The organism is Streptomyces sp. NPDC096105 (assembly GCF_044763335.1).
GTDB lineage: Bacteria > Actinomycetota > Actinomycetes > Streptomycetales > Streptomycetaceae > Streptomyces.
Map to the genome: position 1 here is coordinate 111,675 of NZ_JBIWGC010000012.1, position 22,225 is coordinate 133,899.

Sequence of the window (22,225 nt, forward strand, 5' to 3'; positions counted from 1 at the left end):
GATTCCTCGACCATCGGTGGTCAGCTCGTCTTGCCCAAAGCCCGTTGCACCAGACCGGCAACGTCCATTGCGTCGATCAGTTCCTCGGTGCCGGCCGCCGTCGCCTCCGCGGCCGCCGGCCCGTCCGCGTTCGCGTCGCCGCCGACGGCGCCTCCGCCACTGCCGTCGGCGCCACTGCCGTCTTCGGCGAGGCCCAGGAGGGCGTCCAGGAGACCGGCCTCCTTGAAGCGGGCGAACGGCACGGACGCCAGCACCCGCCTGAGGTCGTCCTCGCGCGCGTCCGGCCCGTCGTCGGCCTCCTGGAGCAGCTCGGCACGCAGATAGCCGACCAGCGCCTCCGGAGTGGGGTAGTCGAAGATCAGCGTGGCGGGCAGCCGCAGTCCGGTGGCCGTGCCGAGGCTGTTGCGCAGGTTCACGGCGGCCAGGGAGTCGAATCCGACCTCCTGGAACGCCTGTCGCGGGCCTATGCCCTCCGCGCCGCCGTGGCCGAGGACGACCGAGGCGTGGCCGCGTACGAGGCGGAGCAGGAGGCGGTTCTGCTCGGTGTCCGAGACCGCCCGCAGGGAGTCGGCGAGGGACGCGGCGGCGTCGCTGTCCTCGCTGTCCTGCCGCGCCGCCTGGAGCACCGCCTTCGCCTCGGGTAGGTCGGCGAACAGGGGGCTGGTGCGGACCGAGGTGAACGCGGGGACGAAGGCCCCCCAGTCCATGTCGGCCACGGTCACGAACTTCTCGTTGCCCTGCACCGCCTGGACCATCGCGGTCACCGCCAACTCGGGGGCCATGGGCAGCACACCGCGGCGCCGCAGTTGGGCGAGGGCGGCCTCGTCCATGCCCACGCCGATCTCGTCGAGCGCGCCGCAGGCGATCGCCGTCGCCCTCAGTCCCCGGGCGCGGCGCCATTCGACCAGGGCGTCGAGGACGGCGTTGGCCGCTCCGGACGGGCCCTGGCCGCCGCCGCCCCACACGCCGGCGATCGAGGAGAACACCACGAACGCGTCCAGCGGCGTGTCCTGGAACCGTTCGTCCAGCCACACAGCGGTGTCCACCTTGGCCGCGAACACCTCGGCGAGGGCGGTCCCGTCGGTGTCGTCGAGGGAACTGGTCCGGGTGATGTCGGCGGCGTGCACGACGGCGGTCAGGGGCTGTTCCGGCACGTCCAGCAGACGCGCGATGGTGTCCCGGTCCGTGTCCGCGCAGGACTCCACGGCCGTGGAGAGGTCCAGCCCGGCCAGTTCGGCGGCGAGGTCCGGCACGGCTCCCTCGGGTGCCTGCGCCGTGGTGGTGACGACGAGCCGGTCGGCGCCGGCGAGGGCGAGCCGCACCGCGACGTGCCTGCCGAGTCCTTCGGCGCCGCCGGTCACCAGGACGGTGCCCCGCGGCTGCCAGCGGCCGTCACCGGCCGTCGCGTCCGGCACCGGCTTGCGCAGCAGGCGGCGGCTGTAGACGCCCGACCGCCGGACCGCGAGCTGGTCCTCGTCGCCGGCGCCGTTCAGCACACCGAGCAGGTACTGGCCCGTACGCGCGTCCGTCCTGGCGGGCAGGTCGACCAGGCCGCCCCAGCGGTCGAGGCGTTCGAGGGCGGCGGCCCGGCCCAGTCCCCACAGCGCCGCCTGGGCCGGCGAGGTGAGCGTGTCGTGGATGCCGATGTTCACCGCGCCCCTGGTCAGGCACCACAGGGGCTGGGTGACCCGGCTGTCCGCCAGGGCCTGGATCAGGGCGAGCGTCGAGGCCGTCACGGCGAGCGGGTCCTGGGGGCCGCCCGCCGTCCGCTCGTCCAGCGCGAGCAGGGACAGCACCCCGGACACGTCGCGTCCGGGGAGGACGGCGGTGAGCCGCTCGACGAGACGTGCACGCGTCCGGTCGGAGTCGTCGACCTCCAGCAGGACCATGTCGAGCCCTTGGCCGGCCAGCTCGTCCAGGAGGGCGTCGATCGCGGTGTCGTCCGGACGCTTCGACGGTACGACGACCAGCCACTGACCACCCGGCACACCGGCGGCCTCGCGTTCCAGGGGCTGCCAGGTGACGTGGTAACGCAGCTTCTCCGCACTGGAGCGCTCACGCCGCTTCCCCCGCCATTCGGCGAGGACCGGTACGACACTGCCCAGCGCGCCCCGGTCCTCCGGCGACGCCGTCTCCAACAGCTCGGTGAGGGCGTCCAGATCGGCGCGCTCCACCGCCTCCCAGAAGTCGGAGTCCGCACCCTCCGCGACACCGGCGGCCTCATCGGCCCCTTCCGCCTCCTGGAGCCAGTAGCGCCGGCGGTCGAAGGCGTACGTCGGCAGATCGAGCCGCGCCGAGGCCGCCCCGGCCGGGAGCACTCCGGTCCAGTCGACGGTGACCCCGCGCACGAACAGCTCGGCCATCGAGGCCAGCAGCCGGCGCAGACCCCCGTCGTCGCGGCGCAGCGAACCGGTCACCACGGCATCGGTGTCGACTCCGGCGGCGTAGACGGTCTCGGTGACCGGCTGGACCAGCACCGGATGCGCACTGACCTCCACGAACGTCCGGTGGCCCTGGCTCAGCAGGTCGGTCACCGCGGGACCGAAGCCGACCTTGTTGCGTAGGTTTCGGTACCAGTAGGCGCCGTCCAGGACACCCGCCTGGTCCACCCACTCGCCGGTCACGGTCGAGTAGAACGGGACCGACGGTGCCTGCGCGTTCACCCCGGCGAGCGTGTCGGCGAGGGTGTCGCGGATGTCCTCCACGTGCCGGGTGTGCGAGGCGTAGTCCACCGCCACCCGCCGCACGCGGACACCGTCCGCCGACAGGGCCTCCAGCGCGTCGTCCAGCGCCTCCGCATCACCCGCGACGACCACGGAGGACGGGCCGTTGACGGCGGCGACCTCCACCCGGTCCGCCCAACGCTCCAGGCGCGCCGAGGCGTCGGCCTCGCTCAGGGCGACCGAGGCCATCCCTCCCCGCCCGGCGAGCTGATCGCGGATGGCCTGACTCCGCAGCGCCACCACCCGCGCCGCATCCTCCAGCGACAACGCACCCGACACACACGCGGCAGCGATCTCACCCTGCGAATGCCCCAGCACCGCATCCGGCTCGACCCCCACAGACGCCCATACGGCCGCCAGACCCACCATCACCGCGAAGCTGGCCGGCTGAAGCACATCCACCCGCTCCAGCAACGCGGGCTCCACCTCACCCCGCAACACATCAACCAAAGACCAGTCGACCCACCGCTCCAAAGCCGCCGCACACTCCGCGACCCGCTCCGCGAACACCGGCGAGGCGTCCAGAAGTTCCCGGCCCATACCCGCCCACTGCGAGCCCTGCCCCGGGAACACCCACACCACCTTCCCCGGAACACCCGCACCCGCAGTGCCGGACACCAGGTTGGTACCGCCCTCACCCCGCGCGAGGGCCCGCAGACCCGCCACGGCGTCGTCCCGGGAGTCGGCCACGACCACCGCACGCTCACCCAGCACCGCACGCCCGGCCACCAACGCACCGGCGACCTCCGTCAGAGCGGCCCCGTCGCTCTCCTCGACGAACGCGGCAAGCCGCCCGGCCTGACCGGCCAACGACCCCGCACTCCGCGCCGACACCACCAACGGCACCACACCAGCCGAAGGCACAGGCGGCACAGCCACCTCCTCCGGCGCCTCCTCCAGGATCAGATGCGCATTCGTCCCACTGGCTCCGAAGGACGAGACACCGGCCCGGCGCGGACGGCCCTCCCGCGGCCACTCCCGCGCCTCGGTCAGCAGCTCCACCGCACCCGCCGACCAGTCCACCTGCTCGGTCGGCGTGTCCACGTGGAGCGTCGCCGGCATGATTCCGTGCCGCAGCGCCTGCACCATCTTGATCACACCGGCCACACCCGCCGCCGCCTGCGCGTGCCCGATGTTCGACTTCAGGGAACCGAGCCACAGGGGCCGTTCGGCGTCCCGGCCCTTGCCGTAGGTGGCGAGCAACGCCTGCGCCTCGATCGGGTCGCCCAGCGCCGTACCCGTACCGTGCGCCTCCACGACATCCACGTCGGCGGCCTCGATACCGGCACTGGCCAGCGCCCGCCGGATCACCCGCTGCTGCGACGGGCCGTTGGGCGCGGTCAGGCCGTTGGACGCACCGTCCTGGTTGACCGCGCTGCCCCGCAGCACCGCCAGAACCTTGTGCCCGCGTTCCCGGGCCACCGACAGGCGCTCCAGGACCACGACGCCGACGCCCTCCGCCCAGCCCGTGCCGTCGGCCGTGGACGAGAAGGCCTTGCAACGGCCGTCGGCGGACAGACCGCGCTGGCGGGAGAACTCCATGAACGCGTCCGGGCCGGCCATGACGGTCGCGCCGCCGGCCAGGGCCATCGAGCACTCACCCTGCCGCAGCGCCTGCGCGGCCAGGTGAATGGCGACCAGCGACGACGAGCAGGCCGTGTCCACGGTGACCGCGGGACCCTCGAAGCCGAAGACGTACGACACCCGGCCCGACGCCACACTCGCCGCCGTACCGGTCATGAGATAGCCCTGTACGTCCTCAGGCACCTGGCGGAGCCGGGTGACGTAGTCGTGGTGGACGATCCCGGTGAAGACGCCGATGTCACTGCCCCTGGTGGAGAGCGGGTCGATGCCCGCCCGCTCCAGCGCCTCCCACGACGTCTCCAGGAGAAGCCGCTGCTGCGGGTCCATCGCCAGCGCCTCGCGCGGTGAGATGCCGAACAGTGCGGCGTCGAACTGCGCGGCATCGTGCAGGAATCCCCCGGACCGGGTGTAGCTCGTACCGGGGTGGTCCGGGTCCGGGTGGTACAGGCCGTCGAGGTCCCAGTCACGGTCCACCGGGAAGCCGGAGATCGCGTCCCGCCGCTCCGTCACCAGCTCCCACAGTGCCTCGGGGCTGTCCACGCCGCCCGGCAGGCGGGTGCTCATGGCGACGATCGCGAGGGGCTCGTCCGTAGCCGGCGCCGCTCCGGCGACCGGGCTGGACGGCGTCTGCGGCTGTTCGCCGAGCAGTTCGGCCCGCAGGTGGCCGACGAGCGACTCGGGGGTGGGGTAGTCGAAGACCAGGGTGGCGGGCAGTTCCACACCGGTGAGGTCACGGAGCCGGTTGCGGAGCTTGACCGCCCCGAGGGAGTCGAAGCCGAGGCTCTTGAACGACTGCTGCGCGTTCCAGTCGAACGCGTCCGGGTCGCGGTGACCGAGCACAACGGCGACGCTCTCCTTGACCAGGTCCGTCACCGCGCGGTGCTGTTCCTGGGCCGGGAGTCCGGCCAGGCGTCCGGCGAAGGCCTCGTCCGTCGCCCCGCTCCCCGTGGTCGGCTGGACGTCGGTCTGGGGCGGCAGGGCGTGCCGGGCGCCGGCGGTGCCGGGGGCCCCGATGTCGTCCGGGGTGGCGGCGGTGTCGACCCAGTACCGCTGGTGGTGGAAGGCGTAGGTGGGCAGCTCGGTGCCGGTGGCCGTGGGGATTCCGGTGCCGGTGGCGGGGGTCTTGCGTCCGAGGACGGCCGGCCAGTCGAGGGGTACGCCACGCACGTGCAGGTGCGCGAGTGCCGTCAGGACGTCGGCGGGTTCGGTGCCGTCCTTGCGGAGGGTGGCCACGCAGCCCTGTTCCTGGACGCCGGGCGAGCCCAGGGCGAGGGCGGTGAGGACGGCTCCGGGGCCCAGTTCGAGGAAGGTCGTGGCGCCCTGTGCGCCGAGTGCGGCGAGGGCGTCGCCGAACCGGACCGCGGCACGGGCCTGGTCGACCCAGTAGCCGGGGGTGGCGAGTTGTCCGTCGGTGGCGAGTTCGCCGCTGACGGTGGAGACGACGCGCAGGGCGCCGGGCCGGTACGACAGTCCCTCGGCGACGGTACGGAACTCCTCGAGCATGGGCTCCATCAGCGAGGAGTGGAAGGCGTGACTGACGGTCAGTCTGTGCGTCTTGTGGCCGCGCCGTGCCAGTTCGCCGGCTACGGCGAGTACGGCGTCCTCGGTTCCGGAGAGCACCAGCGCGTCGGGGCCGTTCACCGCGGCGACGCAGACTACGCCGTGTGCCCGGGCGAGCAGGGGCGCGAGGTCGGCCTCGGTGGCCTTGACGGCGACCATCGCACCGCCTTCGGGCAGGGCCTGCATCAACCGGCCGCGTGCGGCGACGAGTTCGGCCGCGTCCTCCAGGGCGAGGACCCCGGAGACGTGGGCGGCGGTGATCTCGCCGACGGAGTGTCCGGCGAGGAGGTCGGGGCGGATGCCCCAGGAGGCGAAGAGCCGGTACAGCGCGGTCTCCAGGGCGAACAGCGCACCCTGGGTGTACATGGTGCGGTCGAGCAGTGCGCTGCCGGGGGTTCCGGGGGCGGCGAGGACGACCTCGCGCAGCGGGAGCGCCGCGTGCCCGCGCAGGTGTGCGTCGACGGCGTCGCACGCGGCGTCGAAGGCCTGCCGGAAGACCGGGAAGCCGGCGGCGAGTTCGCGGCCCATGCCGGCCCACTGGCTGCCCTGTCCGGTGAAGAGGACGGCCAGTTTGCCCGTGGCCGGGGTGCCGGTGACGGCCGTGGGGGTCGTCCCGCCCTGCGCGAGGGAGGTCAGGTCGGCGTGGAGCTGCTGCCGGTCGGAGGCCAGGACGACGGCGCGGTGGTCGAGTTGGGCGCGGGTGGTGGCGAGCGCGTGAGCGGTGTCCGTGAGCGGTGTGCCGGGCCGCTCGTCGAGGAAGCGCGCGAGCCGGTCGGCCTGGCCGCGCAGCCCGGCCGGTGTCCGCCCCGACACGGGGACGAGGACGGGCCCGGGCACGGGCGCCGGTGCGGGGACGCCGGGCGCTGCCTCGTGGGCGCCGGGCGCTTCTTCGAGGACGCCGGGCGCTTCTTCGAGGACGCCGGGCGCTTCTTCGAGGACGCCGGGCGCTTCTTCGAGGATGACGTGGGCGTTGGTGCCGCCGATGCCGAAGGAGGACACTCCGGTCCGGCGCGGGCGGCCGTCGCGCGGCCATTCCCGTGCCTCGGTGAGCAGTTCCACGGCGCCCGCCGACCAGTCGACGTGGGTCGAGGGCCGGTCCACGTGCAGGGTGCGGGGCAGGACGCCGTGCCGCATCGCCATGACCATTTTGATCACGCCGGCGACGCCCGCCGCGGCCTGCGTGTGCCCGATGTTCGACTTCACCGAGCCCAGCCACAGGGGTCGTCCGGCCGGCCGGTCCTGGCCGTAGGTCGCCAGCAGCGCCTCCGCCTCGATCGGGTCGCCGAGCGTCGTCCCCGTGCCGTGCGCCTCCACGGCGTCCACGTCCGAGGTCCGCAGCCCGGCGTCGGCCAGGGCCCGGCGGATCACCCGCTGCTGCGAGGGGCCGTTCGGCGCGGTCAGGCCGTTGGAGGCGCCGTCCTGGTTCACGGCCGTACCCCGGACGACGGCCAGGACGCGGTGGCCGTTGCGGCGGGCGTCCGACAGCCGCTCCACGAGGAGCAGCCCCGCGCCCTCCGACCAGCCGGTGCCGTCCGCACCGTCCGCGAAGGCCTTGCACCGTCCGTCGGGGGCCAGGCCGCGCTGCCGGGAGAACTCGACGAACGTCTCGACGGTGCCCATCACCATCACGCCGCCGGCCAGTGCCATCGTGCACTCGCCCCGGTTGAGGGCCTGCGCCGCCAGGTGCAGGGCGACCAGGGAGGAGGAGCAGGCGGTGTCGACCGTGATGGCGGGGCCCTCGGTGCCGAGGTGGTAGGCCACGCGGCCGGAGGTGACGGCGCCGGAGGAGCCGGTGAGGCGGAATCCCTCGACACCGGCCGCCTGGTGCGTGCGCACGCTGTAGTCGTGGCTGTTGACGCCGACGTAGACGCCGACGTCCTGCCCGGCGAGGGTCGTCGGGTCGATCGCGGCGCGCTCGAAGGCCTCCCAGGACGTCTCCAGCAGCAGCCGCTGCTGCGGGTCCATCGCCAGCGCCTCGTTGGGCGAGATGCCGAAGAACGCGGCGTCGAACCCGGCGGCGTCGTCGAGGAAGGCGCCGTGGCGTACGTAGGTCGTGCCGGCGTGCTCGGGGTCCGGGTGGAAGATCCGGTCGGTGTCCCAGCCCCGGTCGTCGGGGAACTCGGTGACGACGTCGACGCCGTCGGCCACGACCCGCCACAGGTCCTCCGGGCTGTGCACGCCGGCGGGGAAGCGGCAGGCCATGCCGACGATCGCGATCGGCTCGTCACCCGGCTCCGGGACGGCGGGGACAGCGGGCACGGAGGCAGCGGGGCCGGCCGTTCCGGCCGTACGGGGCGCCGCACCTCCGACGAGTCTGCCGCGCAGGTGCTCGGCGAGCGTCGCGGGCTTCGGGTAATCGAAGATCAGCGCCGGGGAGAGGGTGAGGCCGGTCGCGGCGACCAGCCGGTTGCGCAGTTCCACCGCGGTCAGCGAGTCGAACCCGGCGTCCTTGAAAGGCCGGTCGGCGCGGATCGCGTCGGCGGTGCCGTGTCCGAGGACCTCGGCGGCGTGCCGGCGCACCAGGTCGACCAGTGCCTCTCCCTGCTCGGTGTCGTCCAGGCCGGCGAGGCGCTCCACCAGGGAACCGCGCGTCGACCGCGTCGCCGTCCCGGCCACCGGGCGTGGCGCGGGCGCCAGCCCCCGCAGCGGCGCCGGCAGGGGCCCGTCGGCCGCCGCGGCGCGCAGGACGGACAGGTCGAACTTGGCGGCCAGCAACGCGCCGTCCGCGTCCGCCGCCCCACCCAGAGCGGCGTCGAGGAGGGCCATGCCCTCGGCCGCGGTGAGACCGGCCATGCCGATGCGCCGGTTGCGCCGCAGGTCGGCGGCGTCTAGGTGCTCGGTCATGGCGCTGACCGTCGACCAGTATCCCCAGGCGAGGGAGACGGCCGGCAGTCCGAGCCGGTGCCGCTGCCGCGCCACCGCGTCCAGGCAGGCGTTGGCCGCGGCGTAATTGGCCTGCCCCGGGTTGCCGAGGATGCCCGCCGCCGAGGAGAACAGCACGAAGGCGGCGAGGTCCAGGTCCCGGGTCAGCTCGTCCAGGTGGCGGGCCCCGTCCAGCTTGGGCCGCAGTACGGTGTCGATCCGTTGCGGGGTCTGCTCGGTGAGCACGCCGTCGTCCAGGACTCCGGCGGTGTGCACGACGGCGGTCAGGGGGTGCCCGGCCGGTATCGCCCGCAGCAACGCCTCGACCTGCCCCCGGTCGGACACGTCGCAGGCGGTGACGGTGACGGTCGCGCCCAGCTCGGTCAGCTCCTCGCGCAGGTGCGGGGCGCCGCCGCTCCGGCCGGCCAGGACCAGGTGACGGACGCCGTACGCGGTGATCAGGTGCCGCGCCGTGAGTGCACCGAGCGTCCCGGTGCCGCCGGTGATCAGGACGGTGCCCTCGGGGTCGAGCCGACGGGCGTGCGGCCCGGCTTCGGGAGCCGCGCCGCGCACCCGTACGAGGCGGGGCACGGACGCGGCGCCGCCGCGTACCCGCAGTTGCGGTTCACCACTGAGGACGGCGGCCGTCAACGCGGACGCGGAGTCGTGCAGGGCGGGCCGGGGATCGTCATCGGCGTCCACGAGGACGACGCGGTCCGGGTGCTCCGACTGCGCCGACCTCACCAGTCCCCACACGGCCGCGGCGCCGAGCTCGTCGCAGTCCCCCGTGACCACCGCCAGCCGGGCCCCCTCCGGTGCGGGCGCCGCCAGCCAGGCCTGGAGCACGGCGAGGGCCGCGCCGGCGTCCTCCCGGGGGTCACCCGCCGCGGATCCGCCTCGTACGTCGTACACCAGGAGGTCGGGAGCTGCCCCGCCCCCGGCGACGGCGGCGGCGACATCGGCACCGTCTCCGACCGGCACGACGACGGGAGCGCGGTCCACGGTGGCCGGTGACAGGCGCGTCCAGTCGACACGGAACAGTGCGTCATGCGGCAGCGCCCCGGCGATCCCCGCCCGTTCGGGGGAGAACGGCGCCGCGCGAACGCCCTTGACCGTCATGACGGGCCGCCCCGCGGGGTCGGTCAGCAGGAGGCGTGCGTCCTGGTCCGGCGCCGCGTCCCGACGCACGCGCAGTGCGGTGGCCCCCGACGCGTGGAGAGCCACTCCGGACCACACGGACGGGACCATGCCGCTCGGGACGACGGTACGGACGGCGGCGTCGAGGAGCGCGGGGTGCACCCCGTACCGCTCCGCGTCCCGCAGTGCGGCACCGTCCAGGTGCACCTCGGCCGACTCGCCGTCCGGCCCCGCGACGGGGGGTGTCTCCCGGCCGTCGGCGGGCACGAGCGTGCCGTGCGCGTGCCGTACCCACTCCGCGTCCAGCGGCGCGTCGGCGGCCCGGGAGTACACCTCCACCGGTCGCCGCGCCCCGTCGGACCCGCCCACGACGACCTGGATGCTGCGATCACCGCCCTGCGGCAGCACGACCGGCGTGTCGACGGTCAGTTCGTCGATGACGGGGACGGCCGCCAGGTCGCCGAGCCGGATGGCCAGTTCGACCAGAGCGGCGTTCGGTACGACGACGGCGTCGGCCACCACCTGGTCCGCGAGCCAGGGGTGCGCCCCGGGTGACCACCGGGACGTGGCCACGAGGCCACCGGAGTTTGGCATGCCCACGACGGCACCGAGCAGCGGATGATCCGACCCGGCCAGCCCGAGGGAGGCGGCGTCGACGGGGCCGGCATCGGTGGCCTGGAGCCAGTAGTGCTGGTGCTCGAAGGCGTACGTCGGCAGATCGAGCCGCGCCGAGGCCGCCCCGGCCGGGAGCACTCCGGTCCAGTCCACCGGCACACCACGCACGAACAACTCGGCCATCGAGACCAGCAGCCGGCGCATGCCGCCGTCGTCGCGGCGCAGCGAACCGGTCACCACGGCATCGGTGTCGACTCCGGCGGCGTAGACGGTCTCGGTGACCGGCTGGACCAGCACCGGGTGCGCACTGACCTCGACGAAGACACCGTGGCCCTGACCGGTCAACTCCGCGACAGCCGGGCCGAAACCGACCTGGCCCCGCAGGTTGCGATACCAGTAGGCACCGTCCAGGACGTCGGCGTCCTGCACCCACTCGCCGGTCACGGTCGAGTAGAACGGCACCGACGGTGCCTGGGCTTCGACCCCGGCAAGAGTCTCGGCGAGGATCTCGCGGATGTCCTCCACATGCCGGGTGTGCGAGGCGTAGTCCACCGCCACCCGCCGCACGCGGACACCGTCCGCCGACAGAGCCTCCAGCGCCTCGTCCAACGCCTCCGCATCACCCGCGACGACGACGGAGGACGGGCCGTTGACGGCCGCGACCTCCACCCGGTCCGCCCAACGCGTCAGACGGGAAACCGCCTCGGCCTCGCTCAGGGCGACCGAGGCCATCCCTCCCCGCCCGGCGAGCTGATCGCGGATGGCCTGACTCCGCAGCGCCACCACCCGCGCCGCATCCTCCAGCGACAACGCACCCGACACACACGCGGCAGCGATCTCACCCTGCGAATGCCCCAGCACCGCATCCGGCTCGACCCCCACAGACGCCCATACGGCCGCCAGACCCACCATCACCGCGAAGCTGGCCGGCTGAAGCACATCCACCCGCTCCAGCAACGCGGGCTCCACCTCACCCCGCAACACATCAACCAAAGACCAGTCGACCCACCGCTCCAAAGCCGCCGCACACTCCGCGACCCGCTCCGCGAACACCGGCGAGGCGTCCAGAAGTTCCCGGCCCATACCCGCCCACTGCGAGCCCTGCCCCGGGAACACCCACACCACCTTGCCCGGCGCACCAGAACCCGCACCGCCGGACACCACACCAGGCGCGCTCGCACCCTCCGCAAAGGCCCGCAGACCCGCCACGGCATCGTCCCGGGAGTCGGCCACGACGACCGCGCGCTCGCTCAGCACCGCGCGCCCGGCGACCAGCGCACCGGCCACGGCAGCCAGTGGCACCCCGTCCGTGCCCTCGACGAACGCGGCAAGCCGCCCCGCCTGACCGGCCAGTGATCCCGCACTCCGCGCCGACACCACCAACGGCACCACACCAGCCGAAGGCACAGGCGGCACAGCCACCTCCTCCGGCGCCTCCTCCAGGATCAGATGCGCGTTCGTCCCGCTCACCCCGAACGCCGAGACACCCGCCCGGCGCGGACGACCCTCCCGCGGCCACTCCCGCGCCTCGGTCAGCAGCTCCACCGCACCCGCCGACCAGTCCACCCGGGACGTCGGCGCATCGACATGCAACGTCGCCGGCATGACCCCATGCCGCAACGCCTGCACCATCTTGATCACACCGGCCACACCCGCCGCCGCCTGCGTATGACCGACGTTCGACTTCAACGACCCCAACCACAAAGGCCGTTCGGCGTCCCGGCCCTTGCCGTACGTGGCAAGCAACGCCTGCGCCTCGATCGGGTCGCCCAGCGCCGTACCCGTACCGTGCGCCTCCACGACATCCACGTCGGCCGCCGACAGCCCCGCACTGGACAGGGCGCGCCGGATCACCCGCTGCTGGGACAGTCCGTTCGGAGCCGTCAGGCCGTTGGAGGCGCCGTCCTGGTTGACCGCGCTCCCCCGCAGCACCGCCAGCACCCGGTGTCCGCGCTCCCGCGCCACCGACAGGCGCTCCAGGACCACGACGCCGACGCCCTCCGCCCAGCCCGTGCCGTCGGCCGTGGACGAGAAGGCCTTGCAACGGCCGTCGGCGGACAGTGCCCGTTGCCGTGAGAACGCCACGAAGTTGTCGGGGGTCGCCATGACCGCCACACCACCGGCCAGGGCCATCGAGCACTCGCCCTGACGCAGCGCCTGCGCCGCCAGGTGCATCGCCACCAGCGACGACGAACACGCCGTGTCCACCGACACCGCCGGGCCCTCGAAGCCGAAGACGTACGACACCCGGCCCGACGCCACGCTCGACGCCAGCCCGGTGCTCGCGAAGCCCTCCAGTTCCGGCGGGACGGCGCCCGTTCCGTAGCCCTGGCCGAAGAGTCCGGAGAACACGCCGACATCGGCGCCCTTGAGCGTGACCGGGTCGATGCCCGCCCGTTCCAGCGCCTCCCACGACGTCTCCAGGAGCAGCCGCTGCTGCGGGTCCATCGCCAGCGCCTCACGCGGCGAGATCCCGAAGAACCCCGCGTCGAACAACCCCGCGCCCTCCAGGAAGCCGCCCTGGTTCGTGCAGGAGGTCCCCGCACGGTCGGGGTGTTCCGGGTCGAAGAGGCGTCCCAGGTCCCAGCCCCGGTCGCCGGGGAAGTCCGAGACCGCGTCGACGCCTTCGGCGACCAGCTTCCACAACTGTTCCGGCGAGGCCACCCCGCCGGGCAGCCGGCAGGCCATGCCGACGATGGCGACCGGGTCAGCGGGATCGATGGGCTCGACGGGGCCGACGGCCGGGTTCGTGGCCGCTGTCGGCGCCGAATCGCCGAGGATCTCGGACCGCAGGTACGCCGCGAGGTCCGCCGGGGTCGGGTGGTCGAAGGCGATCGTGGTCGGCAGCCGGAGTCCGGTCCGTTCCGTCAGCCGGTTGCGCAGGGCGACGACGGCGAGCGAGGTGAAGCCCAGGTCGCGGAAGGCCCGGTCGGCGGGGATCAGTGCGGCGTCCGCCAGGTGCAGGACGTCGGCGGCCAGCGTGCGGACCAGGTTCTCGAGGTGTGTCCGTCGGTCGCGGTCGTCCATCGCGGACAGTTCGGCGCGCAGGGAGACCGTGCGGGCCGAGTCCGGCTCGCCGTCCCGGGCGGCCGGGCGGACCAGGGCGCGCAGGAGGGCGGGCACCCGCCCGCGCCCGGTCGCGCGCGTCGGCAGGACGGCCAGCGGCGCCTGGGGGTCGGTCGTCAGGGCGATGTCGAACGCGGCGAGCAACTCCTGCCGCAGCGGGCCGGCGCCGGCCTCGGCACCAGCGTCGGCATCGGTGTCGGTGTCGATGTCCGCAACAGCATCGGCGTCGGTCAGACGTCCGTTCCAGGTGAGGAACGAGCCGGGCTGGTTCCGCAGTCGGCGGTTGCGCACGACGGCTTCGCAGAGCGTCCCGTCGACGTTCGCCGCCGGGTCGTCCGAGTTGCCCGGCAGCCCCGCGGCGCCTGGCGTCACCACGACGAAGGCCGTGAGGTCGTTCCCCGCGGTCATGTGGTCGAGACACCGCGTCAGGGCGGGGTCCCCGGCGGCGTCCACCACCGCGTGGACCGGCTGCCCCAGGTCGGTCAGGTCGGCAAGAGCGGCCCGCAGCGGATCGAGGTGCGCCGTGTCCGCGGTGACCCGGACGACGCTCGTGCCGGGGAAGGCCAGGGCGTCGCCGGGCGTGGCGTCCGGGCTGCCGGGGGCGTCGACGAGGAGCAGGGAGGTCGCACGGTGGGCCGTGACCAGGCGGTGGGCCAGGGCGGCGCCGTGTTCCGTGTCCGCACCGGTGACCAACACGGTGCCGGTGGTGCCGGTGATGTCGCGGGTACCGGAGCTGCCCGGGGTGCCGGTGGCTTCCGACCCGAAGCCTTTCTGCGGCCGGTCCGTAACGGGCAGCGGCGTCAGACGGGGCACGAGCAGGGCCGCCGAACGCACCGCGATCTGCGGCTCGTCACTCGCGAGCACCGCCGACAAGGTGTCCGCCGGCAGAGTGTCCGGGGACGACGTGTCCGGGGACGGGTCCGGACCGGCCAGCACGTCCAGGACCGTCAGCCCTTCCGGCCGGGTCTGCTGGAGGGAGCGCGCGGCGCCCCACAGTGCGGCCTCGGCGAGGTCCTGCACGGGGTCCGTGCCGGTGGCCGCGACCGCGCCCCGGGTGAGGAGCACCAGCTTGCCGTGGGCCGCCCCCGGCAGTGCCGTCCAGGCTTCCACCTCCCGCGCCAGCCAACGGGCCCGCTCCCGGCCGGCGCTCACGGCGTCCGTACCCCGTCCACCAGCGGATGCGCCGTCCCGCCCGCCGACGGCTTCGCCCGCGGACGCGGTCGGCGGCACCAGGACCGTCACGTCGGGGGCCGGGTCGCCGTCGGCCACCGCGGCGCGCGCCGCCGCCAGGTCGGCGTAGTGGCGGACCTGGGCGCCGGCTGCCTCCAAGACGGTCACGAGCCCGGCCGCCGGGCCGGCCACCGCCCAACGGGTACCGGCCGGTGGAGCGGTGGCGGGGGCCGGCGCGGTGACCCACTCGACCCGTGTCAGCGCGTCGTGGTGTCCGCTCGCCGCGTAGCGCAGTAGCCCCGGCTGCTCGGCCAGGAGGAGGCGCTTGGTCTTGCCCGACGGGGTGCGGGGAATGCTCGCGACCTCGCGGACGCGTTCGGGCACCTTGTAGGCGGAGAGCCGCTCGCGGCAGCGGGCGATGAGCGCGGCGGGGTCGTAACCGGTGGGCCCGGGGACGACGTAGGCGACGGGTACTTCGCCAAGCGTGTCGTGGGGTGCGCCGGCGACGGCCGCGTCCGCGACCCCCTCGACGGTCCGCAGGACCGCCTCGACCTCCTCGGGGTGGATGTTCTCGCCGCCGCGGATGACGAGTTCCTTGATGCGGCCTCGGATGGTGAAGTAGCCGGCGTCGTCGCGCCGGGCGAGGTCTCCGGTGCGGAACCAGCCGTCGCGCAGCGCCTCGGCGGTCGCGTCGGGGGCGTTGTGGTAGCCGACCATGACGTTCGGCCCGCTGACCCAGACCTCCCCGTCCGCTCCCGTCGGGACGTCGGTGCCCGTGGCGGGGTCGACGACGCGGACGTCGACCCCGGGTACGGGCAGGCCGCAGGAGCCGTCCACCCGGGGGCCGTCCGGCGGGTTCATGGTGATGGCGCCGCAGGTCTCGGTGCTGCCGTAGGCGTCGACCAGCGGTACTCCGAGGGTCTCCTCGACGTCGCGGCGCAGGCCGGCTCCGGTGACCGCACCGCCGACCAGGCCGATGCGCAGGTCCGGGGCGCTGAAGCCGTTGTCGCGGGCGGCCGTCACCAGGTGGTGGTAGGTGGTGGGGACGCCGGCGAGGAAGGTCGAGCGGTCCTCGGCCAGTACCCGCATGACGTCGTCGGCGGAGCTGCCGTCCATGAGCCGTGCGGTGGCGCCGGAGACGGTGACGGACAGCACGCACGCGATGTGCGAGAGGCTGTGGAAGAGCGGCAGCGGCCACAGCACCCGGTCCCGGTCCGTCAGGCCGGGGATCGGTACGTAGCTGGAGGCGACGGACCACAGACAGTTGCGCTGGGTCGACAGCACGCCCTTGGGGCGGCCGGTCGTTCCCGAGGTGTAGAACATCCAGGCCACTTCGTCCAGGGCGAGGTCGTCCCTGGCGGGCACGGGCGGTTCGCCGCCGGCGAGTTCCTCGTACGCGTGGACGCCCGGCCCCTGGGGCAGGCCCCGCGGAGCCCCGCCGGTCACGACGAGCACGGTTTCGGGCAGCTCCCCCGGGCCGCCCCTGAAGTTCCGTGCCCGGGCGGTGTCGGTGATGACCAGGGCGGCGCCGCTGTCGGCGAGCAGGTACTCCAGCTCGGCCGGTGCGGAGGCGGGGTTGAACGGCACCCCCACGCCTCCGGCGCGCACGATCGCCAGGTAGCTCTCCACGGTGGACACGGTGTTGCCGAGGCAGAGGGCCACGCGGTCACCGCGCTCGACGCCGAGGTGCGCCAGGTGACCGGCCAGTCTGCGTGTCCGTGCCTCCAGGTCCCCGTAGGTGACCGCGCGCCGGTCGTCCGCGAAGGCGACCTTGTCGGGGAAGCGGACCGCGTTCTCCAGAAGTGCGACGGGCAGGGGCTTGATCAGGTCGGTGCGCACTGGGCCGCGGGTCCTTTCGGGGAAAAGGGGGTTCACCAGGAGACGGGCAGGCTCTTCACCGCGAAGACGGATCCCTGAAGTCGCAGCGGCACCTCGCCGGGGGCGACGGCGAGGCCGAGGCCGGGGAACGCGCTCAGGAGGGCGGAGAAGCCGGCGCGGAGTTCGACGCGCGCCAGGTTCTGGCCCAGGCACTGGTGAATGCCGAAGCCGAACGCCATGTGACCGGAGGTCTCACGGTCGATGTCCAACTCGGCGGGGCACGCGAACTTCGCAGGGTCCCGGTTGGCGGCGGGCAGCGACACGGTGACGCTGTCGCCCTTCTTGACGGTCTCACCGCCCAGTTCCATGTCCTCCAGGGCGGTGCGGTACGTGTCGTACTGGTTGACGGTGAGGTAGCGCAGGAGTTCCTCGATCGCGGCGTCGAGCTTGCCGGGATCGGCGCGCAGTGCCGCCAGTTGGGCGGGGTGCTGGAGAAGGGCGAACACGCCGACGGCGAGGGCGCTCTCGGTGGTCTCGTAGCCCGCGAAGAGGAGCAGCGTGACGATGTTGCACAGTTCTTCGTCGGACAGTTGGCCGTCGGCGATCAGGCGGCTGATGAGGTCATCCTGCGGTTCCTTGCGCCTGCGCTCGACGACCTCGGCGAAGAAGGCCGCCGCCTGTCCCATGGCCGTCATGGCCTCCTGGGGGTCGGCGTCGGGGTCGTGCAGGAGGGTCGGGGCGTGGCCGTAGCGGTCGGCTTCCTCGTAGGGCAGGCCGACGAGTTCCGACAGGATCCGCAGGGACAGCGGTTTCGCGTAGTGCTTGACGAGGTCCGCGGGGGAACCCTGTTCCCGCATGGCGTCGATCTGTTCGGCGGCCACGGTCTCGGCCCGCGCGGCGAGCCGGCCGACCCGGCGGGTGGTGAACTCGCCGGTGAGCATGCGCCGGTAGTGCGTGTGGTGCGGCGGGTCCATGTGGATGAACATGCCGGGGATCCGCGGGTGGTTGGGCATCACCTGTCCGCGGTGCGTCACCGGGAAGTGCCCGATCTCCGTGCTGTGGCTGAACCTCGGGTCGCTGAGGACCGAGCGCGCCAGTTCGTAGCTGGAGGTGATCCAGCCGACGTGTCCGTCCGGGTACACCATTCTCGCGAGCGGCCGTTCCGCGCGCAGCGATTCGAATATCGCGGGGGGATCGAACTGATGGGTGCGCGCCCACGGTTCCTCGAAGGATATTGCGTCGCTCATGGAATCCTTCCCCGGTTTTTCCTGCCTGCCATTCCGGCATCTCGGCAGCCAGATTAGGCGAGCGGCAACGGGGGGTCATCCCTCGGTCCGGTAGGGGGCCCGCATTTCAAGCGGTCCTGTTACACACTTCGAGTGCGGGCGGTTTCCTTGGAATCCGGTCCAGGACCGCTTGACCATCGCTCCAGGAATCCCGCTCATGTGTTCCGGTGACGCGGCGGTCGCGATCGGACTCAGCTCGCCCGCGAAGGGGGCGAGCGCGCATGTCACCAGGGCGTCGGCATTCTCGCGACCGACTGGGACGGTGCGCGTGAATGCCAGGCCCCGGGGCTCCCTACCAGGTCGGGGGGTGTCGGGCCGGCAAGGGCTCACCTAGTCTCGCCCATGAGATCAAGACCATGCTGTCGCGACGAATTGAAGAACGTCGCTGGTCGAGTACAGGCGCGTTTCGCGACCATTAAGGGGATGTCCGCATGTCGCACCTTCTCCATGTCGATTCAAGTCTCGGTACTGAATCCGTGTCGAGACGGCTGACGGCGTATTTCGCCGAGGAATGGCGTAACCAGCACCCGGGCGGCGGGTACGTCCACCGCGACGTCGCGGCTCAGCCCATCCCGCACATCACCGAGCCCGTGCACAAGGCGCTCACCTACCCGGGCACCGACAACGGCCAGAGTGCGCAGGAGCGCGACCTCACCGCGGCAATCACCCGGGAGGTGGTCGAGGCGTCCACGATCGTCCTGGGCGTCCCCATGCACAACTTCACGGTCCCGTCGACACTCAAGGCGTGGCTGGACCGCATCGTGCACCCGGCCCACATGGCGGTCCCCAGCCCGCTCGGCGGCAAGAAGGTCGTCGCCGTGCTGTCGCGGGGCGGCTCCTACGCCCCCGGCACGCCGCGTGAGGCGTTCGACTACCAGCAGACCTACCTGAAGGCGATCCTGGAGGCGATCGGTCTCGGCCAGAACCTGACGTTCGTGACCGCCGAGCTGACGATGGCCACGGTGGCGCCGCAGATGGCGCAGTTCAAGCCGCTGGCCGAGGCCTCCATGGCGAACGCGTACGAGACCCTCGAGAAGCTGGCCCAGTAACCCGGTGCCCCAGCACCCCGGGGGTCCTCAGGGCGAGACGCGTTCGCGGGCCCGCGCCCGTGGGCGCGCTTCGCCGACGCGGAGCACCCGTTCCTGATCTGCTGAAGAGCCGGGCCCGTTGCGGTGAACGGCGCACTGGGAAACCCGGGGACGTCGTTCGCGTTCGGTCCGCTCTTCCTTTGACGCAGAAGGGGAACACCCATGACCACCACCATCGGGAATCCGACCGATGTGGTCGAGCTTCTCTCGCCGGAGCTGACGGCCGACCCGTTCGGCGAGTACGCCAAGTTGCGCGAGCAGGCTCCGCTCCTGACCGGCACCTTGATGGGCGGGCCGCCGATGTGGCTGGTCAGCCGCTACGCCGACGTGCGCCGTCTCCTGACCGATCCCCTGTTCGTGAACAACCCGGCGTCCGTGCCGGGGGCCGCGCCGCGCGACCGGTTCACCATCATGAAGAAGCTCAACATCCCGACGGACCTGGTCGATTACCTCGCCGACAAGATCTTCGAGATCGACGGCCCCGACCACCGTCGCCTGCGCAAGCTGGCCTCCCGCGCGTTCACCGCGCGGCGCGTGGCCCGGCTGCGGCCCCGCGTCGAGGAGATCACCTCCACCCTGCTCGACCGGATGGCTCAAGCCGGACGCGACGGCTCCCCGGTCGACCTCATGGAGGCGTTCGCCTACCCGCTGCCGATCACCGTCATCTGCGAGCTGATAGGCATCGACGAGGCCGACCGGCCGCAGTGGCACGACTGGGGCAGCGTCCTGTCCACTCCCATGGCGCACGTCGAGCGGCTCCCCACCGTCTTCCGCGACAGCATCGGCCAGCTGCTCGACATCATCGCGCGCCGCCGTGCCGAACCCCGTGACGACCTGATCAGCGCGTTCATCCAGGCCCAGGAGGACGACGGCGACCGCCTCTCCGACCGGGAGATGGTGTCCCTCGTCTTCACCATGGTGATCGCCGGCCACGAGACCACGACGTATCTGCTGGGCAACTCCGTACTCGCCCTGCTGGAGAACCAGGACCAGCTCGCGCTGCTGCGTGAGGATCCGTCCCGCTGGCCGCAGGCGGTCAACGAGCTGATGCGCCTGGGCCCCGCCCAGTTCGGGCAGCCCCGCTACCCGGTGGAGGACGTCGAACTGGGCGGCGTCAGCATCCCGAAGGGCGACCCGATCATTCCGCTGCTCCTGTCCGCGAACACCGACCCGCGCAAGTACGAGGACCCCCGGCGCCTGGACGTCGGCCGGGACACCGGGCACGCCCACGTCGGATTCGGGCAGGGGGCGCACTACTGCCTCGGCGCCCCGCTCGCCCTCCTCGAGGGGGAGGTGGCGCTGAACGCGCTGTTCACCCGGTTCCCGGACGTGTCCCTCGCCGTGGCCCGCGACGAGATCCCGTGGACGCTGCGCCCCGGCTTCACCCGGGCCGAGCGCATCCCGCTGGACCTCGGCTGAGCAGACCGCCGAGCCGCGCGCCGGCACCGTCCGTCCTACGCCCACCACACCGTTCGCTGGAGACTCACGTGACCGAACAGAAGTACACGCTGCGCACCGTCACCCTGGACAACCTCAATCTGGAAGCCGTCTACGAGGGCTACCGCGAGGACACCCCGGACGCCCTGCCCACCCCCTGGGACATCGGCCGGGCCCAGTCGGCCCTGGTGGAACTGGAGGAGGCAGGCCAGATCAAGGGTGAGGTCATCGACGTCGGCTGCGGGCTCGGCGACAACGCCATCTTCCTCGCCTCGCGCGGCTACCGCACCACCGGCGTCGACGGTTCGGCCAACGCCATCGACGAGTGCCGCAAGCGCGCCGCCGCCCAGGGCCTCGAGGTCGACTTCGCGGTCGCCGACGCGGCCAGCCTGGACGGCTTCGAGAACCGTTTCGACACCGTCGTCGACAGCGCCCTCTACCACTGCCTGAACGAGGAGAACCAGCGCAACTACGTCGCCGCGCTGCACCGTGCCACCAAGCCCGGCGCCACGCTCCACCTCTTCTGCTTCTCCAAGGAACTCCCCCCGGCCTTCCCCGTCCTCCAGCGGATCAGCGAGCAGAACCTGCGCGAGACCGTCGGCAAGCTGTGGAACATCACCTCGCTCAAGCCGGCCTCCTACGACACCTCCCTCACGCCCGAGATCCTCGGCCAACTGACCGGGAAGCCGCCGCGCACAGGCCTGGATCTCGACAAGGAGGGCCGGATCCTGTCGCAGGTCTGGCAGCTCACCGCCGAACGCATCGACTAGCCGCCGCACCCACCCCGAGACCTGAGAAAGGACTTCCGCCGATGACCGAAACCCACGCCTGGAAGGCGGAGGATTTCGCGCAGGTGAACGCACCGCACGTCAAGACGGCACTGGCCGCGCTCCAGCTCACGGGCGACGCCCTGGAGCGGGGAGGCGCGTTCGCCGAGATCGGCTGCGGCACCGGGGAGGTCACGCGGTTCGTCGCGGAACGGGGGTTCGAGGTCTGGGCCAGCGACGCGTCGCAGTCCATGGTGGAGGCCACCCGGAAGCTCTGCGCCGGGCTCCCCGTAACGGCCGACGTCCGCCCGGCCGAGCAACTGGACTTCGGCGAGGGCCGGTTCGACATCATCCACTCGTCCTGGGTGCTGCACTGGGTGACCGAGATCGACGAGCCGCTGCGCCGAATGGCCCGCGGGCTCCGGCCGGGCGGGTACGTCGTCCTCCAGTGGACCGGCGCCCACCCGCGCCGCGAGGGTCCCGGCATGTTCGGCATCCTGCGGGAGATCGCCGGCAGCCCGAAGTGGAAGGACCTGCTCGCCGAGGCCCAGCCGGGGTCGTACGAGTACCCGGCCGACGAAGTGGCCAAGGTGCTGGAGGCGGCGGGCCTGGAACTCGTCCACTACGTGCCGGAGCTCCCCCACCCGTTCAGCGCGAAGAAGACCCTGGCGGACCTCCCCGAGATGCGTGAGCGGTACAAGCTCGCCGGGTTCGCCACCCAGGCCGCCGCCCTGGGCGACCGCGGCGACGAGTTCGTGGACGAGGTGCTGACCGCCATGATCCAGGCGGGCAGGACCGACCCCCACCACGCCCGGATCATCGCCCGCCGCCCGGCGGCCTGACCCGGAAGCCCGCCCCACACCGCCGAGCACGCGAACAGCGGGCCCGCCCCCACCACGGCGACGGGCCCGCTTCCTTCATGCCTCACGTCCGACGAGACATCCGGAACTCCGCAGCCGGAGGCCGACCGCCGCAGTAGCCACGCCCTGCTCGCCGACGGCGACTCGGAGTCGATTCCCCGCCCGGCCGCCGCACGGAGGACAGTCTCCGCGTCGCGCTGACCGGCCTGCGTCCGTTCCGCGACGCGCATGTCGCCGCCGAGCGCCGGGTCC

6 protein-coding genes are annotated in these 22,225 nt (G+C 72.9%); 4 read left to right on the forward strand and 2 right to left on the reverse strand.

Annotated elements, in window-relative coordinates; genetic code table 11:
* Positions 1-20 precede the first annotated feature (20 nt).
* Together ACIQ8B_RS20165 and ACIQ8B_RS20170 are read right to left on the reverse strand one after the other, a co-directional pair.
* Positions 21-16,556: a type I polyketide synthase gene (locus ACIQ8B_RS20165; protein WP_403548455.1), complete on the reverse strand. Its 16,536-nt coding sequence runs from the start codon at positions 16,554-16,556 to the stop codon at positions 21-23.
* A gap of 32 nt (positions 16,557-16,588) precedes the next feature.
* A complete protein-coding gene (locus ACIQ8B_RS20170) occupies positions 16,589-17,782 on the reverse strand; it encodes a cytochrome P450 (RefSeq protein WP_403548457.1) in 1,194 nt (397 codons plus the stop codon).
* Positions 17,783-18,252: 470 nt separating this feature from the next.
* Here ACIQ8B_RS20170 and ACIQ8B_RS20175 point away from each other — a divergent pair, with 470 nt between their 5' ends.
* The 4 genes from ACIQ8B_RS20175 (at position 18,253) to ACIQ8B_RS20190 (ending at position 21,955) form a co-directional block, all read left to right on the forward strand.
* On the forward strand, positions 18,253-18,870 hold the full coding sequence (locus tag ACIQ8B_RS20175; RefSeq protein ID WP_403548459.1) for an FMN-dependent NADH-azoreductase: 618 nt from the start codon (positions 18,253-18,255) through the stop codon (positions 18,868-18,870).
* A gap of 201 nt (positions 18,871-19,071) precedes the next feature.
* On the forward strand, positions 19,072-20,328 hold the full coding sequence (locus ACIQ8B_RS20180) for a cytochrome P450 (protein WP_403548460.1): 1,257 nt from the start codon (positions 19,072-19,074) through the stop codon (positions 20,326-20,328).
* Between the two features lie 68 nt (positions 20,329-20,396).
* A complete protein-coding gene (locus tag ACIQ8B_RS20185) occupies positions 20,397-21,116 on the forward strand; it encodes a class I SAM-dependent methyltransferase (protein WP_403548462.1) in 720 nt (239 codons plus the stop codon).
* Between the two features lie 41 nt (positions 21,117-21,157).
* Positions 21,158-21,955, forward strand: coding sequence for a class I SAM-dependent methyltransferase (locus ACIQ8B_RS20190; RefSeq protein ID WP_403548464.1), 798 nt, complete (start codon positions 21,158-21,160; stop codon positions 21,953-21,955).
* Positions 21,956-22,225: the final 270 nt, after the last annotated feature.

Excerpts from the sequence above, each read along its gene's own strand:
- ACIQ8B_RS20170 (WP_403548457.1), bottom strand. The coding sequence starts at position 17,782 with ATGAGCGACGCAATATCCTTCGAGGAACCGTGGGCGCGCACCCATCAG.
- ACIQ8B_RS20175 (WP_403548459.1), top strand. The coding sequence starts at position 18,253 with ATGTCGCACCTTCTCCATGTCGATTCAAGTCTCGGTACTGAATCCGTG.
- ACIQ8B_RS20180 (WP_403548460.1), top strand. The coding sequence starts at position 19,072 with ATGACCACCACCATCGGGAATCCGACCGATGTGGTCGAGCTTCTCTCG.
- ACIQ8B_RS20190 (WP_403548464.1), top strand. The coding sequence starts at position 21,158 with ATGACCGAAACCCACGCCTGGAAGGCGGAGGATTTCGCGCAGGTGAAC.